Source organism: Nostoc favosum CHAB5714, from assembly GCF_020829495.1.
Taxonomy (GTDB): domain Bacteria; phylum Cyanobacteriota; class Cyanobacteriia; order Cyanobacteriales; family Nostocaceae; genus Nostoc; species Nostoc favosum.
This window is the reverse complement of the sequence record NZ_JAIVFQ010000012.1, coordinates 70,280-86,754: the sequence shown is the minus strand read 5'-3', so window position 1 is coordinate 86,754 and position 16,475 is coordinate 70,280. Positions and strand designations below refer to the sequence as shown.

Here is a 16,475-nt window from a genome sequence, read left to right as displayed (position 1 = left end):
AAATGCTGAGTGCTATCATCAAATGGGCGATCGCTCGCCGTTGGTTAGTCATCCTGGGTACAATTATCCTCACTATTTGGATATTTCGGACGATTATCCAAATGCCTTTGGATGTTTTCCCCAGTTTTGCACCACCTCAAGTCGAAATCCAAACTGAAGCACCAGGACTCGCCCCCGAAGAATTAGAATCCCTGGTAACTTTACCAATTGAAAGTGCGATTAACGGTACTCCTGGAGTAACAGCAGTACGCTCATCTTCAGCTGCGGGAATTTCTGTTGTTAAAGTCATCTTTAACTGGGATACTGATATTTATCAAGCTCGCCAGCTAATAACAGAGCGATTACAACAAGCTCAAAGTAAGCTTCCGTCAGGAGTAGAAACTCCGCAAATTTCTCCTACAAGTTCTCCCATTGGAACTGTATTACAATATGCCTTTACCTCCCAAAGCACTCCTTTAATGGAAGTGCGGCGCATTGTTGATTGGCAAGTGACAAATCGCCTTTTAGCTGTGCCTGGTGTTAGTCAGGTAGTGGCGTATGGTGGTGATGTCCGCCAATATCAAGTATTAGTTGACCCAGCAAGGTTAAGAGCCTTTAATGTCACTTTAGAAGACGTAGAGCAAGCAGCCAAAGCTGCCAATGTGAATGCTCCTGGTGGCTATTTAATTACTCCAGACCGAGAAAAGTTAATTCGTGGTATTGGCAGAATTGAATCTATAGAAGAATTACAGCAATCAGTGATTACTGCTCGTAATGGTACGCCTGTTAAAATCTCCGATGTTGCTGACGTGCAAATTGGTGCAGCTATTAAAAGGGGCGACGGCAGTTTTAACGGTCAAAAGGCAGTGATTGTAATGATTAACAAACAGCCTCAAGCCGATACTCCTACTGTCACTCGTGCCATTGAAGCAGCGATGTCAGAGATTCAAGCAGGCTTACCCAAAGATATCAAAGTCACCCCTACTTTTCGACAAGAAAACTATATCGATTCTTCTATTGAAAATGTTAGAGAAGCTTTAATTGAAGGCAGTATTATTGTTGCTCTAATTCTAATTCCCTTTTTAATGAATTGGCGTAACCTAGCTATTTGTTTAACTGCCCTACCTTTATCTTTATTACTAGGAGTACTATTACTAAATTGGTTGGGACAAGGTTTAAATACTATGACATTGGGAGGGTTAGCAGTAGCCATTGGTTCAGCCGTTGATGATGCGATTGTTGATGCTGAAAATGTCTACCGCAACTTGCGAGAAAACAAATATTCACCCAACCCACGTCCGGTTTTAGATGTTGTATTTGACGGTTGTCAAGAGGTACGGGATTCAGTATTTGGAGCTACCATCATTACCATAGTTGTCTTCTCTCCAGTTTTTGCTTTAGCTGGTGTAGAAGGCAGCATTTTTATCCCAATGGGATTAGGCTATATGGCAGCAGTCATAGCCTCTAGTATCACGGCATTGACGGTGACTCCGGCTTTATGTGCAATTTTACTGCCTTATGGTCGCTTGCCTGAAACAGAACCTTGGGTTGCAAGATTTTTTAAGGGGCTGTATCGTCCTCTACTAACATTTTCTATGCGGCGTTCTGGAATTGTTATAGGGGTTGCGATCGCTAGTTTGGTAGCTGCGGCTGTAATTGTCCCTTCCTTTGGCAGAATATTTTTACCAGAGTTTCAAGAGCAGACTTTGGTTAATACTCTCACTCTTTATCCGGGGGTTTCTCTAGAAGCTACTAATGCAGCTGGTGAAACACTTCAACACGCACTCAAGGGAGACTCTAGATTTCCATACGTGCAATTGCGTTCTGGACGTGCGCCAGGAGATGGAGATGCAGCCGGGGTGAATTTGGGACACTTGGATATCGAGTTAAGCGACGCAGGGATGAAAGACAGGGAGGGGACGATTGAGAAGTTACGGGAGGAATTTGCTAAGTTACCAGGGGTAGCGCCAAACATTGGTGGTTTTATCTCGCACCGCATGGATGAGGTGTTGTCTGGGGTGAGGAGTGCGATCGCAGTCAAAATTTTTGGTTCCGACCTAGAACAACTCCGCATCATTGGACAACAGGTTGATGATGTCATGAAAACTGTGAATGGGATTGTAGATTTACAACTAGAACCCCAAATACCAATTGAACAAATACAAATTAAATTCAACCGACCTGCTGCTTCACGGTATGGTTTAACAGTAGGCAAACTTTCCGAAATTATTGAAACTGCTCTCAATGGACGAGTAGTCTCTCAAGTTTTAGAGAAACAACAAACTTTCGATTTAGCTGTGTGGTTAAAGCCAGATGCAAGACAAAATTTGGATACGATTCGTAATTTGTTAGTTGATACTCCTAACGGTCAAAAAATTCCTCTTGCACAGGTTGCAACAATTGAAAATGGTACTGGACCTAATACTATAAATAGAGAGAATGTATCCCGCTTGATTGTTGTTTCTGCTAACGCTAATGGTAGAGATTTGCGTTCCATTGTCAATGAAATTAGGGAGAAAGTTAAGCAACAAGTGCAAATCCCTGCTGGTTACTATATTCAGTATGCAGGACAATTTGAGGCAGAAGAAAGAGCAACTCAGAATATCTTAATTTCGAGTGCGATCGCTTTTGTCGCAATTACAGTCATCATGTACCTTTCAGTCAAATCTATCCCTTCTACCGCCATGATTATGATTAACTTGCCTTTGGCGTTGGTGGGAGGAGTATTTTCAGTAGCTTTGTCTGGCGGCGTTATTTCTATTGCCTCCTTGGTTGGTTTTATTACTCTATTTGGAGTTGCTACCCGCAATGGTTTGTTACTTGTGGATAATTACAACACCAAATTTACTGAAGGTCTACCACTTAAAGAAGTTTTGATTAAAGGGTCAATGGAACGTCTGAATGCAATTTTGATGACCGCTTTTACCTCTGCTTTAGGATTAGCACCTCTAGTAGTTGAGAGTGGCCCTGGAAAAGAAATTTTACAACCACTTTCGATAGTGGTCTTGGGTGGGTTGTTTACCTCTACGGCGTTAACATTAGTAGTTTTGCCTGCTTTGTATGCCAAGTTTGGTAAGTTATTGCTGCCTAAGCGTATTACGTCAGTTGTAGAGGATGGCAAAGTACCAAAAGCAGTTTTTGAGCGATGATAAATATCACAGGAAATTTATCTTCTAGAATCCTTTGGAATTGAGCAAAGAATCCATGCATTAAATTCCAAATTTTTCGACTGTATTTTCAGCTATCACGTGAGCCAGAATCCCAAAATGTCTACAGATGTAATTGCAGGATATGGTGTTGGATTTTTGTGGCTGATGATATGTATTACAATGCTGAATCTACAGAGATTGAGGCAAGGGCAATCACTAAAGTAAAACCTTCAATAACGTTCGTTGTGTATCTTCATGGAAAATTGGTATTAGTGGTAGCGAGTAATAATTGATTGTCGTTTTTGGAAGCCTTTTCCTTTATAATTAACTAATTCTTCATAGCCAGGCATATATGCATAGCTATCTCTAATATCCAAGCCTAAAAATCTGGAAAAACGTGCAGAATCGTTTCCTACTAATTCTCCTTTTCGGGGCTTACCTTGGTAATTAGCTAAAGCAATTTTAGCTTGACGTAACGATTTTACAGGTACAAAAACATCTGTTTGATCAAAAGACCATAAATCTTCAGAACGTCTTGCTGCAAACAATAGTTCTCCTAACGCTTGGTTTTTAGAATCATCTTGTTTATAAGTTAAAGCTAGATGATTATCTAAATAAATAATTCTTCCTGAATTAATATTTTCTGTAATATCTAAAGAGTAAATTAAATTCGATAAAAATTTTCGACGTTCAGGGTAAGTAGCACCGAGAAAAGGAATAACACCGACTACCCAACCTCTAGCACCTGTTTCTTTATGAGTCTCATAATTCTGATAACATTCTTTTAAGCACGGGATATAAAATTTATCAAAAGGAATTCTCATCTGAGAAATTGTTTGTATATTAACGGCTAGTATAAACTTTTTAAATGATTTCGATTCCTCTAGTACCTTTATTAAGGTAGAATCATAAAAAATTTTGGGCTGACTATGATACTTTTCCCATAACATATCAAATACAACTCTAAAATCTCTGCTATCATTGAGCAAAAAATCATTCACTTTTTGATAGCCATAATGAGTAAAAACTTGTGATTGTATTTGTCTTAACTTTTCATTACTTTTAACTATAGTATTGCCAATACGGATTTTAGACATAGTATTGTTTGTTTTTAAGCGACTTTTTAGGAAGTAGGAGGTAAAAGTTCTGTTAAAGGTGTAGTTTCACGTTCAATTATATTGATACTAAGAAATTCTGCTGCTTCGTTGGAACTGAGTGGAACAGTAAACATGAGATGCATATAATTTACCTGATCATTTCCACTTGTACATGGAACAGCGTGGTAGATAACCGGAAACCTTTCTTGAGAATGCATAATTAGAGATTCTGTTAATCTGGCAAGAATTCGGGTTCCACCAAATATGTAGCTCCGTTCTTGAGCAACTTTCAACTCTGCTAAAGTCCACCAATTAAAAACTATTTCACCGTCAGAACTATCACTAAGCCCCCATTCTTGACGATAACGTTTTGGAGTCAGAGTTAGTAAACCCTTACCTTCTTCAATTCGTCGCCGCTTCGCCAGTCTAATCAATAAGGAGTCAAATGCGGTAGCAATAGCTGACCTAAAATCTGATAATTCGTCAGTCAACTCGTTAGATTTTATAAATGTAAAGGCATCTCCAAGCCCTTTAATTTCGTTGGTGATTACGTTCGCTACTAAAATCAGATTGCCGTTAACTAATTCTTCAAAATCTAATGAGCTATCTAGATGTGGTGGCTTAGGTGGTTTACCAAACCCTTTTCCACCGCTACGTTTACCTTTTGCCATCACTTACCTCTATTGCTCAACTTAATTCAAAAAAGGTTTGTTCATAGGGAGTAAAAGCATTTGCTAGCAAGGGTGAGACATTTACTCGCGGTAACATCTACCGAATTTTTAGCTTACCATTATTCAACTTTGATTTCATCCTGATTTCATCTTCATTTGAGACATTAGATACAGTGCCTAACTCTCAAAACTACAGATTATCCCGAATGGATTCACTGTATCGTCAAGCAAAAAACCCTTGAGTTGTCTCAAAAATGCTCAATTCCATTGTCAAATGGTCGATCGCGCAAAGGTGGCTAATCGTTATTGCCTCGATATTAATTAGTCTGTGGGGATTGCGCGTCATCACACAAATGCCGCTCGACGTATTTCCTGCCTTTGCTCCGCCACAAGTAGAAATTCAAGTTCAAGCTTCTGGTTTAGCACCAGAAGAAATCGAGTCTTTGGTGACTCGCCCGATTGAGAGCGCGATTAATGGCACACCAGGACTGGAATCTCTTCGGTCTTCATCTGCTATTGGGATTTCTGCTATTAAAACTGTCTTTAGCTGGGATACTGATATATACCGCGCTCGTCAACTAGTAACAGAGCGATTACAAGGGGTGAAACTACCACAAGGGGTAGAGCAACCGGAAATTCTGCCTGTTAACTCGCCCTTGGGATGGGCCGTCAAATACGCTTTTTCCTCCCAAAGCACCGACATGATGGAGGTATGGCGCATTGTCAACTGGGACGTAAAAAATCGCTTACTGGCTGTACCAGGGGTGAGCAACGTATTTCTTTACGGTGGCGATGAGCGACAGTATCAAGTTTTGGTTGACCCTGACAAGCTCAAAGCCTATAATGTCTCGTTGCCAGAAGTCACCCAAGCAGTGCAGAATGCTAACGTCAATGTGCCGGGAGGATTTTTGATTACTCCTGACCAAGAAACACTAATTCGGGGAATTGGGCGAATAGAGTCAATTAATCAACTCAAGCGTTCGGTTATCAAAGCTGCGAAAGGAACACCCGTATTACTGGAACAAGTGGCAGATGTCAAAATTGGCCCGGGACTAAGACGAGGAGATGGACTATTCCAAGGGAAACGAGCAGTAATTTTAACTGTTTCTAAGCAGCCAGCCGCAGATACACCGACCGTAGTCAAAGCTGTGGAGGCAGCAATGGAGGAGATTAAACCAGGGCTACCGCAGGATGTTAAGTTTACTAAAACCTTTGATCAAGATTTATTCATCGAAGCTTCGGTCAAAAACGTTGAGGAAGCCTTACGCGATGGCATCATTATCGTTTCAGCCATTCTGATTATCTTCTTGATGAACTGGCGCACGGTAATTATTAGCCTCAGTGCCTTACCTCTGTCGTTACTGTTAGGCATGATTATTCTGAGTTGGACTGGACAGGGAATTAATACAATGACCTTGGGTGGATTGGTAGTTGCAATTGGTTCGGTGGTGGATGATGCGATCGTTGATATGGAAAATGTCTACCGCCGATTGAGGGAAAACCAAATAGCAGGCAACCCGAAAAATCCTTTACAAGTGGTATTTGATGGTTCAGTAGAGGTACGTGTTAGTGTTCTATTCTCTACAGTCATTATTGCAGTAGTATTTGCACCGATTTTCGTCCTGTCTGGGGTGGAAGGTCGTATTTTTACGCCGATGGGAATGGCGTATTTGCTATCAATTCTCGCTTCTACCTTAGTTGCATTAACACTAACTCCAGCACTATGTGCTTTATTATTAGCAAATCGCCGTTTACCGAGTGCCGAAACTTGGCTAGAGCGCAAAACACATCAATTTTATCGTCCAGCGTTGAAGTTCTCGATTCGTTACCCCAAGGTGATTTTAGGAGTGGCACTTGCGGGCTTTGTAGCTTCCATAATTATTTTGCCTGGATTAGGCAAAGTCTTCTTACCAGAGTTCCAAGACCGTTCTTTGGTCAATTCAATGGTTCTCTTACCTGGTGAATCCTTAGATGCAACTGACCAAGCAGCTTTGGCAGTAATGGATGCTCTCAAAAACGATCGCCGCTTCGATGCCATTGCCTTACGCTCTGGATTTGCTCAAGGAGATCCAGAAGTGGCAGGGGTAAACTTTGGTGAATTGGATGTGCAGATTAGCGAAGCAGGCGCGAAAAACCGAGAGAAGACTGTTGAAGTACTCCGCAAAGAGTTTGAAAAACTTCCTGGTGTGGCAACCAACATTGGTGGATTTATCTCACATCGAATAGATGATATCCTCTCTGGAGTCAGGAGTGCGATCGCTGTCAAAATTTACGGCCCCGAACTCGAACAACTCCGCATCCTTGGAAAACAGGTACAATCCGCCATGAGTGGTATTCCCGGCATTGTGGATCTGCAACTAGAACCCCAAGTCCCAGTCAAACAAATCCAAATTCAATTTGACCGCGATGCAGCCGCTCGTTATGGGTTAACTGTGGGGGAACTGGCAGAAACGATAGAGACTGGGCTGAACGGCAAAGCAGTTTCTCAAGTGTTGGAGAAGCAACAAACGTTTAATCTCGTTGTGTGGTTGCAAGATAGCTCGCGTAACAATTTGGATGTGATTGGTAACTTGTTGGTAGATACACCCAACGGGCAGAAAATTCCCTTATCCCAGGTTGCCAAAGTTGATTATGGCACGGGGCCAAGTACCATTAATCGTGAAAATGTTTCCCGGCTGATTGTGGTTTCTGCCAACGTTTCTGGCAAGGATTTGGGTTCTGTAATTAAAGATGTACGCGATCGCGTCAAACAAATTCAACTGCCTGGGGGATACTATGTGCAATTTGGCGGTCAGTTTCAGGCACAGGAACAAGCAACGCAGACATTAATTATTGCAGGTGCGGTTGCCCTAGCAGCAATTTCAGTGCTGATTTACTTTGCCGTCAAGTCTATTCCTGCCACGGCAATGATTATGATTAACTTGCCATTAGCGTTAATTGGCGGTGTAATTTCTGTTGCTATAGGTGGTGGGATCATATCTGTCGCTTCAATGGTTGGTTTCATTACTTTATTTGGTGTAGCTACTCGTAACGGATTGCTGTTAGTAGATAACTATAACAATCGCCTCGCTGAGGGAATACCACTCAAACAAGTGATTGTTGATGGTTCAATGGAACGATTAGTTGCGATTCTCCTGACAGCACTTTCGTCAGCACTAGGTATGGTTCCCCTAGTAATTGGTTCTGGTGCAGGTAAGGAAATTTTACAACCTTTGGCTGTGGTAGTGTTAGGTGGCCTGGTTACTTCCACTGCTTTAACACTCTTAGTTTTGCCGGCTTTATATTCGCTATTTGGGAAATTTTTGGTTCCCAAAAAGACTACACAAGTGCAAGAAATCGATGTTACTCAAGGTTCAGTTATATGACACTTAACTTATTAATTCTTCCCAGATGTCCACCTGGGAATGTAGAGATATTCATGCACTACGTATGGGATTTAGCTAAATTTTTCTAATAATCAATGAGGAGTAAATCAATGCAATCATTCAAATTAGGCTTTGTTGTTTTCGCCAGTATAGGATTACTTTTTTTGGGAGCTTGTGGTAATCAAGCTTCTGAGTCCAGTAGCAATCCTTCTGTGGCTACTTCAGAAACCGCAACCAATACAGGAACCACAGCCAACTCTGAAAAATCTGCTCATGGTGGCTCGGGTAGTAAAAATGCTCAAGTCGTTGAAGCAGGAAAATATCACTTAGAGTTTGTGCCTGAGAAAGAAGGTAGCACGACTCACTTAGATTTATATTTGCAAACAGGTGACAAACACGAAGCAGTTCCAAATGCGAAAGTTACTGCTGATATTCAGTCACCAGATGGAAAGCAAAAAACAGTTACCCTAACATACGATGCTGATGGTAAACACTACGCTACCAAGTTGGAGGGAGTTACGGCGGGTCAATATCAAGTGAAAGTTACCGCGAATGTTGGTACAGAAAAAGTCAACGGTAGGTTTAGTTTTAATCAGTAATCCGAGTATTTAGGCATCGCTTGCAGGGCAGTTATGGCTCATATTGATAGTCATTCATTAAGTTAGCCTAAATTTCAGGGTAAGCCTTGCTTGCCCACCCTGAAAATAAGCTGATTAAAAATGATTTTTACCTAATTTCGAGCCTGAATATTGCTTACTGCTGAATCTGCTGAAAGAGAGTTTGTGTTTGCTGATACCTCTGGGTATCTCCTTCTTGTTGAAACAGAATTGCAGCTTGCTGTAAATCGGTAATAGCGCTTTTGCGATCGCCGGAATATTCCACTCTTGTTTATTCGTGCTAGTTGCAGTTTTTTCTGACTGAGCTAATTCTTTAGATAAAAGAGATGGTGCTAGAGTTTGATTAATACTTGATAGGTGAAGCCACAACCTACCTCAAAAGACAAGTTGTTAAACTTAACTTTTTTAGTAATTTCATTTATATCCTTTAGGAGGGTATTCAATTCTCATCTGTTGATAGATAGGTCAGTTGCTTCGGTTCTCCAGTCAAGGGCAAGTGAACGATGAAGGTGCTACCTTTACCGACTTGGCTTTGCACCTGTATACTACCTCCATGAGCCTGAACAATTGCAGCCGCGATCGCCAATCCCAATCCAGATCCACCAGTACGACGCGAACGATCGCTATTCACTCGATAAAAACGGTCAAAAACCCGCTTTTGCTCGTGCGATGCAATGCCAATACCTATATCTTGAACTTCAATCACTGCATCAGCGTTGCTGCGCTTGAGGATGATAGTTACATAACCGCCAGCAGGGGTGCATTGAATAGCATTGGCAATTAGATTAGAAAGTACACGTAACAGTAGAGCGATATAAATTGATGACGTGACTATCAGCCAAGCTGTAATAGACATTTTTGCCTTCTCGACGATAACTAACTAAACGCATCGCTTTTAATAATCGCAATTGGTGAGAAACAGCTGATTCCGTCATTTTTATCAACGCAGCTAAATCACAAACACACAACTCTTGGTCAGCCAAAGCTGATATCAGCCGCAAACGATTTGGATCTGCAAGTATTCCAAAGACTTCTGCCATCTGTTTTGCCTTGTCTGTAGACAAGATTTGTGCCTGAGTTGAGCGTACATTATCTAGATGTACCAGATGGGTATCACAGGTTGGTGCATCAAAACTTTGAAGTAAGTTCAAGTCCTGCTTTCGCTTGCGCGTATTCATGGTGTGTAATTTAGGCAATGGTTATCAATCTCAGTATACATAAAATAATAATAGTTGTACAATTGAATAACTGTTCAACTGTTTGACTATAATACTAGCAATTAACTTTTTAGCCTTTTTTGTAGGTTGTCATGACTCAAATACCCTCCTTTAAAACTCAAGCCTTCCAGGTTAGTGGCATGGACTGCGGAAGCTGTGCTAAGACAATTGAAGCCAGCTTGCAGCAGTTAAGTGGTGTGACAGAAACTTCGGTGAGTTTTGCCACAGGACGGGTAAAGGTTTCCTACAACTCAGATGTCTTGAGCGAAGCTGAAATCGTAAATTCCATTACTGCTTTGGGCTATAGCGTTGATGTGGCTCCTACCAAAACCCTACAAGTACAGGTTGGTGGGATGGACTGTGGAAGCTGTGCCAAGACAATTGAGGTTGGGTTGCAGCAGCTCCCAGGTGTAAGTGATGTATCAGTCAACTTTGCGACTGAAAGATTGCAACTATCCTATGATCCACAGCAAGTTAGTGAAAAGACAATTTTATACCAGATTACTTCTCTGGGTTATACAGTCGAACATAGCCGTGATGCTAATCCCTATGATTACGAGCACGACCACAGTCACAATCATACCCCTGCTCATTCAGTTCCCAAACCTACTCAGAATACCGCTGCGACAAACTGGAAATTCTGGCTTTCCAACCGCCGAGGGCAAAGTGTGATTCTCGCAGGGATAGGATTAATTTTAGGTTTACTCGCTCAATATTTAGCGCTGCCTATTTTTTTAGCGCGTGCTTTTTATGGCATCAGCATAGTTATTGCTGGCTATCCGATTGCACGGGCAGGTTTATTTGAGTTACGCTTGCGCCGCGCCGATATGAATCTGTTAATGACAATTTCAGTTGTCGGTGCAGTGATTTTAGGAGACTGGTTTGAAGGGGCACTAGTCGTCTTTCTGTTTTCTTTAGGTACAACCTTGCAAGTTTTCACTTTTGGTCGAACCCGTAATGCAATTCGCGCCCTGATGGATTTGACTCCACCTACTGCTACTGTGAAGCGGGGAAATCAGGAGGTGACAGTTCCAGTAGAGAGTGTGCGCTTAGGCGAAATGTTGACGATTCGACCAGGACAGCGCGTGGCGTTGGATGGCGTAGTTATTTCTGGTAACAGTTCCATTGATCAGTCTCCAATTACAGGAGAATCAGTCCCAGCAGATAAAGAAATAGGCGATACTGTCTATGCCGGGACAATGAATCAGACAGGTTTTTTGTCAGTACAAGTTACCCACACAGCAGGCGATACCACCGTTGCAAAAATTATTCATCTGGTGGAACAAGCTCAAGGAAGCCGCGCTCCCACGCAGCAGTGGGTGGATCGGTTCGCAGAGGTCTACACACCGATTGTAATTTTGATTGCAATCGCCATTGCCCTGATTCCGCCTTTGGCTTTTGCTCAACCTTTTAACGTTTGGGTTTACCGGGCACTAGTAATGCTGGTAATTGCCTGCCCTTGTGCCTTGGTGATTTCCACCCCGGTTTCACTTGTCAGCGCTATTGGTGCTGCAACCCGCCAGGGAGTTTTGTTTAAAGGAGGTAATGCGCTGGAGACAGCTGGACACCTGACTACCCTTGCTTTTGATAAAACTGGTACGATTACACAAGGGCTGCCCGTTGTGCAGAAGGTTTATGACTTTGGCAAGGTGAGTGCAAACATGGTGTTACAGATTGCAGCTTCACTTGAGCAACAGTCAGAACATCCGCTCTCCAAGGCAATCGTAGCCAAGGCTCATGAACAAGGCATGGAGTTAGAAACACCTATAAACTTCACGGCACTACCTGGGAAAGGAATTCAGGCGAACTTTAGGGAGCAGCGCGTTGGAGGGTTTCCCCCCAACTCCACTGTCGTAGGAACCCCAAAGCCCCCTGTTGTAGCGACTGCGTACTCCAAAGGAGAACTCGAAGAGTACCTGGAGGGCGAGCTGTTGTACTTCGTAGGCAATCAACGGTTATTTTTAGACCAAGGTATTCGCTTATCTGATAAGGCTGAATCTTTGTTAGTTGAAATTGAACAACTCGGTCAAATTCCGGTGCTGCTAGGGACAAATGAAGGGTTATTGGGAGCGATCGCACTTTCCGATGGCATCCGCTTGGAAGCGACAGAAGCCTTGCGACAGTTGAGGCGGGTTGGATTAAAGCGGTTGGTGATGTTGACAGGCGATCGCACTGCTGTTGCCAAGCAGATTGCCCAGCAAGTTGGAATTACAGAGTACCGAGCAGAATTACTACCCGAAGATAAACTTGAAGAAATTCAACTCCTGCGTCAAAAGGGAGTAGTAGGTATGGTTGGGGATGGTATTAACGATGCCCCTGCACTGGCTGCTGCGGATATTAGTTTTGCGGTTGGTGGAATAGATATTGCTTTGGAGACAGCAGATGTAGTGATCGTGGGAAGTGACCTCAGACAACTTGCTTATGCAGTAGAACTAAGCCGTCGCACTGTATCTGTGATTCAACAGAATGTTGTCTTTTCTTTAGTAACAAAAGGTTTATTTCTGCTATTGGGAACCTTTGGATTTGTTGGGTTAGCTGTAGCCGTCTTAGCAGATACAGGAACTTCCTTATTAGTGACTGCAAATGGAATGCGGCTATTTAAAACCAAGACTGTCAAGGATTAAGCAATGGTACACGACCACAGCCATAAGCATCAGGGACACGAACACGGACAGGGCAACTACAACCGCGCTTTCGCAATTGGTACTGCCCTCAATATCGGATTTGTGATTGTTGAAGCAGTCTATGGCTACCGAGCAAACTCGCTTGCTTTGGTTGCCGATGCTGGTCACAATTTGAGTGATGTATTGGGATTGCTACTAGCTTGGGGAGCAAGTGCCCTCACCCGACGACTCCCAACCCGACAGTATACCTACGGATTGCGTCGTTCCTCGATTTTGGCGGCTCTGATCAACGCACTTGTTCTTCTCCTAGCAATGGGTGCGATCGCTTTGGAAGCAGTTCGTCGCTTTAGCGAACCTAACTCAGTATCAGGAGGTACAGTCATTGGCGTTGCTGTAGTAGGAATTATCATCAATACAGTTACTGCCCTAATGTTTTTGTCTGGTCGTCAACAAGACTTAAATATTCGAGGAGCCTTTCTGCACATGGCGGCTGATGCCGGAGTTTCGTTAGGGGTTGTATTAGCTGGCATCGCCATTGTTTTTACTGGCTGGTTGTGGTTTGACCCAGTTGTGAGTTTAATTATTGTTGTCGTAGTGGTAGTTGGAACTTGGCAACTGTTGAAAGATTCTGTGAATTTAGCATTAGATGCTGTACCACAGGGAATCGAGCCTTTAGCTGTGCAGACTTATCTGACCGAGCGTCCTGGTGTGGCTGGTGTTCATGATTTGCACATCTGGGCAATGAGTACTACCGAGACTGCACTGACTGCTCACTTAATCATGCCCGCAGGACACCCAGGTGATGCTTTTTTAGTACAGGTTTTTCAAGAGCTTCACGACCATTTTGGCATTGAACACGCTACGCTTCAGATAGAGACTGGCGATCCGAGGTATCCGTGTACCCTTGCTCCAGAAAATGTGGTGTAAGAGTTTACTTGTTTATACTTATCTATATTGACTTAAACGTGCTCTAACACTCTGCTATTCGCTTACCCTTAACAGGAGATCAGGAATAACTGATCTCTTCAGTTACAGCATAATTGGAAAGCTTAAGACTGCCTTGAATCTTTATACCTAACATTAAAAAGTTGCCTCTGAACAAACCAGATAATTATGGGCGGTATCAGTATCCACTGAAGCAAGGGAAGCAAGCCAGTACCTAAGAATGGAAGCGTCGGCATAACATCAGCATATTCCCATCTATCAAGCACACTAGTAGCTAAAGCTTCAAAAATAATCGTAATTGCAACACCAACTAAAATAAAGCTACTTAACTGCCACCAATTTAGCTGACGAAACCACTGGCGCGACTTGGACATAATTGCAACAGTCCAAAAAGCGGTAAGTGAAATTCCAACATCCCCTACAGTAGCAACAGTGCAATTTATTACCTTATCTGTGCAAGAAAATTCAGAAGAAACCTGAAAAAACGGCATTTGCTGCATCTCCCAAAGGAAATTTAGAAGAAAGGAGAAAATAGCGATATTCAACTCTGGTAAATTAAGCAAGTGTTGGGGATGAATGACTTTTGAGGAATTTGACATACTGCAACTAAGGCTATACTTACGTCTGTTAGAGCTTCTTAACTGCTACACCAATTATTTGAGGGCTAACGATCGCAGGGAGGTTTGCCCGAAAATGTTGATAATCTACTTGCTCAAACCCTGCATTCTCCAATACTAACCAGGTTTCGCGGTCAGGATGGCAACCATCACCAAGCGTTTTCCAAAGCGGTTTTATTCCATGCTGTATCCATCGCAACATTGTTCCTTGAGGTGCCGCAACGTGTTCAAGGAAAAAGAAGCGTCCACCAGGCTTAAGTACTCGTATAACTTCCTGCAATACAGCAGCTAGATTATTTACAGAACATAAAACAAGCGTACTTACAACAGCATCCATGCTGTTATCCTCGACTTCCAGGTGTTCAGCATCTCCATTGCGGAGGTCAATCTCTAAGCCGAGCCGTTCAGCTTCTTGCTGTAGATACGGATGCATGAAAGGGTTTGGCTCAATACCAATCCAATGAATGTCGGACGGATAGTAAGACAAGTTGGGGCCCGTACCAGGACCAATTTCTAAAACGTTGCCATGCAGTTGGGCAAACAAAGGTCGTTTTCGGTCTGCTATCTCCTCCTCGTATTTAGCGTTGCCATGAGCCATTATCCAGGCAAATAAGCGTTTATACCAGTCTGGAGAACCTTTTGTATCTGACGCTACAGTATGTATCTTCGCCATCATTATTTTCTCAATTCTGGAACTATAGCTGGCGTTGCTCAAGCTATCATTATTACTCTCTACTGATTAAGTAAGGTAATGGCTTAACTGTAATTTTAATTGCAAATAATCCTAACGTTCAAAATGCCTTGATTGCAGATTTGAGCGATTAGTATTTCAAGTTATTATAGCTATATAGATAGTCTTCAAATTTATTTCAGTTCTTTCCATGTCTTGCCGCTATCTTGGGATTGAAAGACTGCATTATTATCATTTACCGTATAAAATATTTGGGGATTGCTAGGAGCGATCGCTAGTTTTACAACTACACCATTAATTTCAGTCCAAAGTTTCTCCCACGTCTTACCACCATCACTGCTGCGATAAACACCGGGTGCTGACTTGAGAAAGCGATAGCCATACATTACAGTGGTGTTACCCTCTTTTTGCAGAGCTAGACTGATAACAGGAGCTTCCTGTGTATTAGCTACTAACGTCCAGTCATTGCCGCTGTTAGTGCTTTCATACATTCCCGAACGGGTAGTTGCAAACAAATGCTCAGGGTTTCGCGGGTCAACTGCAAGGTCAAAAGGAGCATCGCCTAATCCATTCATGCGGGGTTTAATCCAAGTTTTGCCACCATTAGTAGAAGTATGCAGCCCTTGCGCCCCAGAAGCCGGCCATCCATAAAAAACGTTGGGGTTACTCGGTGCGATCGCTATTGCATGAAAATCTACTCCAGGCATGGAAATCTGTTTCCAATCTTGCCCTTGATTTTCACTAATCTGGAATCCTAGATTACCTCCTGTGTGCGGATGTCCGCTGGAATAAAAGCGGTTACTGTTAATTGGATCGGCAGTAAAGCCCATATAATCAGCTCGCTCTTTTCCCATCCAGAACCATTCTCCAGTTTCAGAACGTTGCAACAGTCCGTTATGACTTGCAACATAAATAATGTTGGGATTATCTCGATTCACAGTCAAACCATGAACGTGATTATTTACTTGCCAATTGACCGCTTTCTCTAAGGATACATTTACAGCCTTTGGTTGAGGCTGATTGGTTGATTGGTTGGCAGAGAGTGGCTGGTTGGTTGACTGATTGGTTGATTGGTTGGCAGAGAGTGGCTGGTTGGTTGACTGATTGCTAGTAGGTGGCTGGATAAAACGACCGAACCACACCCCCAAACCTCCGCCTAAAAAGAGCGAAAATGCTATGGGCACGGCACAGCAAACCACCATAGCAATTCCCATCCATTTCATCATGTTGTGGTCTTTTGAGTCAGGCTGACTCATAATTGTGTTGCTCCTGAGTAAGTTTTCTGCTGTAGTAAAGCTGTTTACTTATGATGAAATGCAAAAGTAAGGGCGATTTGAGCTTCTGGATAAAAGGAATGAGTCCGATAGTTATCCTGGTTTACCTTAAGTTCCTTAACTAAACTATAAGATGGCTTCCTTAGCAATTAATTCATTAGTCTTTTTCGGCGAGACTTTTCTAAGGACTCCTAGTTTTTTCTGACATTTTTAAAATGTGCTTCCCGCC

At 42.6% G+C, this 16,475-nt stretch carries 11 protein-coding genes and 3 pseudogenes; 6 read left to right on the top strand and 8 right to left on the bottom strand.

Annotated elements, in window-relative coordinates:
* Positions 1 to 2: 2 nt before the first annotated feature.
* Positions 3 to 3,128 (top strand): efflux RND transporter permease subunit, encoded by a 3,126-nt coding sequence (locus LC586_RS11310; protein ID WP_229484634.1) that lies wholly within the window; start codon positions 3 to 5, stop codon positions 3,126 to 3,128.
* Positions 3,129 to 3,251: 123 nt separating this feature from the next.
* Positions 3,252 to 3,353 (top strand): annotated as a pseudogene (locus LC586_RS41090) (phosphatase PAP2 family protein); the annotation flags it as partial.
* Positions 3,354 to 3,397: 44 nt separating this feature from the next.
* Here the strand turns inward: LC586_RS41090 and LC586_RS11305 are convergent.
* A complete protein-coding gene (locus LC586_RS11305) occupies positions 3,398 to 4,225 on the bottom strand; it encodes a hypothetical protein (RefSeq protein WP_229484633.1) in 828 nt (275 codons plus the stop codon).
* 26 nt (positions 4,226 to 4,251) lie between these two features.
* Positions 4,252 to 4,896: a hypothetical protein gene (locus tag LC586_RS11300; protein ID WP_229484632.1), complete on the bottom strand. Its 645-nt coding sequence runs from the start codon at positions 4,894 to 4,896 to the stop codon at positions 4,252 to 4,254.
* A 254-nt stretch (positions 4,897 to 5,150) separates the two neighbouring features.
* Here LC586_RS11300 and LC586_RS11295 point away from each other — a divergent pair, with 254 nt between their 5' ends.
* Positions 5,151 to 8,261 carry an efflux RND transporter permease subunit gene (locus LC586_RS11295; protein ID WP_229484631.1) on the top strand — a complete coding sequence of 1,037 codons (3,111 nt, stop codon included), beginning with the start codon at positions 5,151 to 5,153 and terminating at the stop codon, positions 8,259 to 8,261.
* A gap of 110 nt (positions 8,262 to 8,371) precedes the next feature.
* Entirely contained in the window at positions 8,372 to 8,860 is a 489-nt protein-coding gene (locus tag LC586_RS11290) for a carboxypeptidase-like regulatory domain-containing protein (protein ID WP_229484630.1), read from the top strand.
* A 154-nt stretch (positions 8,861 to 9,014) separates the two neighbouring features.
* On the opposite strand, the pseudogene LC586_RS40570 reads toward LC586_RS11290, so the two are convergent.
* The 3 genes and pseudogenes from LC586_RS40570 to LC586_RS11280 all read right to left on the bottom strand — a co-directional run.
* A pseudogene (locus tag LC586_RS40570) lies at positions 9,015 to 9,131 on the bottom strand (tetratricopeptide repeat protein); the annotation flags it as partial.
* 186 nt (positions 9,132 to 9,317) lie between these two features.
* Positions 9,318 to 9,686: pseudogene (locus LC586_RS11285) on the bottom strand (sensor histidine kinase); the annotation flags it as partial.
* On the bottom strand, positions 9,664 to 10,056 hold the full coding sequence (locus LC586_RS11280) for an ArsR/SmtB family transcription factor (protein ID WP_229484629.1): 393 nt from the start codon (positions 10,054 to 10,056) through the stop codon (positions 9,664 to 9,666). The pseudogene LC586_RS11285 and the gene LC586_RS11280, both read right to left, overlap by 23 nt.
* Before the next feature lie 131 nt (positions 10,057 to 10,187).
* Here LC586_RS11280 and LC586_RS11275 point away from each other — a divergent pair, with 131 nt between their 5' ends.
* Both LC586_RS11275 and LC586_RS11270 read left to right on the top strand, forming a co-directional pair.
* Positions 10,188 to 12,719: a heavy metal translocating P-type ATPase gene (locus LC586_RS11275; RefSeq protein WP_229484628.1), complete on the top strand. Its 2,532-nt coding sequence runs from the start codon at positions 10,188 to 10,190 to the stop codon at positions 12,717 to 12,719.
* Positions 12,720 to 12,722: 3 nt separating this feature from the next.
* Positions 12,723 to 13,646, top strand: a complete 924-nt coding sequence (locus LC586_RS11270; RefSeq protein ID WP_229484627.1) for a cation diffusion facilitator family transporter — start codon at positions 12,723 to 12,725, stop codon at positions 13,644 to 13,646.
* A gap of 122 nt (positions 13,647 to 13,768) precedes the next feature.
* Here the strand turns inward: LC586_RS11270 and LC586_RS11265 are convergent, their stop codons facing one another.
* The 3 genes from LC586_RS11265 to LC586_RS11255 form a co-directional block, all read right to left on the bottom strand.
* Positions 13,769 to 14,263, bottom strand: a complete 495-nt coding sequence (locus LC586_RS11265; protein ID WP_229484626.1) for a hypothetical protein — start codon at positions 14,261 to 14,263, stop codon at positions 13,769 to 13,771.
* 28 nt (positions 14,264 to 14,291) lie between these two features.
* Positions 14,292 to 14,957, bottom strand: a complete 666-nt coding sequence (locus LC586_RS11260; protein ID WP_229484625.1) for a class I SAM-dependent methyltransferase — start codon at positions 14,955 to 14,957, stop codon at positions 14,292 to 14,294.
* Between the two features lie 188 nt (positions 14,958 to 15,145).
* Positions 15,146 to 16,228, bottom strand: coding sequence for a F510_1955 family glycosylhydrolase (locus LC586_RS11255; RefSeq protein ID WP_229484624.1), 1,083 nt, complete (start codon positions 16,226 to 16,228; stop codon positions 15,146 to 15,148).
* Positions 16,229 to 16,475: the final 247 nt, after the last annotated feature.

What these genes read in the sequence shown, in the direction of transcription:
- LC586_RS11310 (WP_229484634.1), top strand. Translation starts at nt 3, where the DNA reads ATGCTGAGTGCTATCATCAAATGGGCGATCGCTCGCCGTTGGTTAGTC.
- LC586_RS11305 (WP_229484633.1), bottom strand. Translation starts at nt 4,225, where the DNA reads ATGTCTAAAATCCGTATTGGCAATACTATAGTTAAAAGTAATGAAAAG.
- LC586_RS11300 (WP_229484632.1), bottom strand. Translation starts at nt 4,896, where the DNA reads ATGGCAAAAGGTAAACGTAGCGGTGGAAAAGGGTTTGGTAAACCACCT.
- LC586_RS11295 (WP_229484631.1), top strand. Translation starts at nt 5,151, where the DNA reads ATGCTCAATTCCATTGTCAAATGGTCGATCGCGCAAAGGTGGCTAATC.
- LC586_RS11290 (WP_229484630.1), top strand. Translation starts at nt 8,372, where the DNA reads ATGCAATCATTCAAATTAGGCTTTGTTGTTTTCGCCAGTATAGGATTA.
- LC586_RS11280 (WP_229484629.1), bottom strand. Translation starts at nt 10,056, where the DNA reads ATGAATACGCGCAAGCGAAAGCAGGACTTGAACTTACTTCAAAGTTTT.
- LC586_RS11275 (WP_229484628.1), top strand. Translation starts at nt 10,188, where the DNA reads ATGACTCAAATACCCTCCTTTAAAACTCAAGCCTTCCAGGTTAGTGGC.
- LC586_RS11270 (WP_229484627.1), top strand. Translation starts at nt 12,723, where the DNA reads ATGGTACACGACCACAGCCATAAGCATCAGGGACACGAACACGGACAG.
- LC586_RS11265 (WP_229484626.1), bottom strand. Translation starts at nt 14,263, where the DNA reads ATGTCAAATTCCTCAAAAGTCATTCATCCCCAACACTTGCTTAATTTA.
- LC586_RS11260 (WP_229484625.1), bottom strand. Translation starts at nt 14,957, where the DNA reads ATGATGGCGAAGATACATACTGTAGCGTCAGATACAAAAGGTTCTCCA.
- LC586_RS11255 (WP_229484624.1), bottom strand. Translation starts at nt 16,228, where the DNA reads ATGAGTCAGCCTGACTCAAAAGACCACAACATGATGAAATGGATGGGA.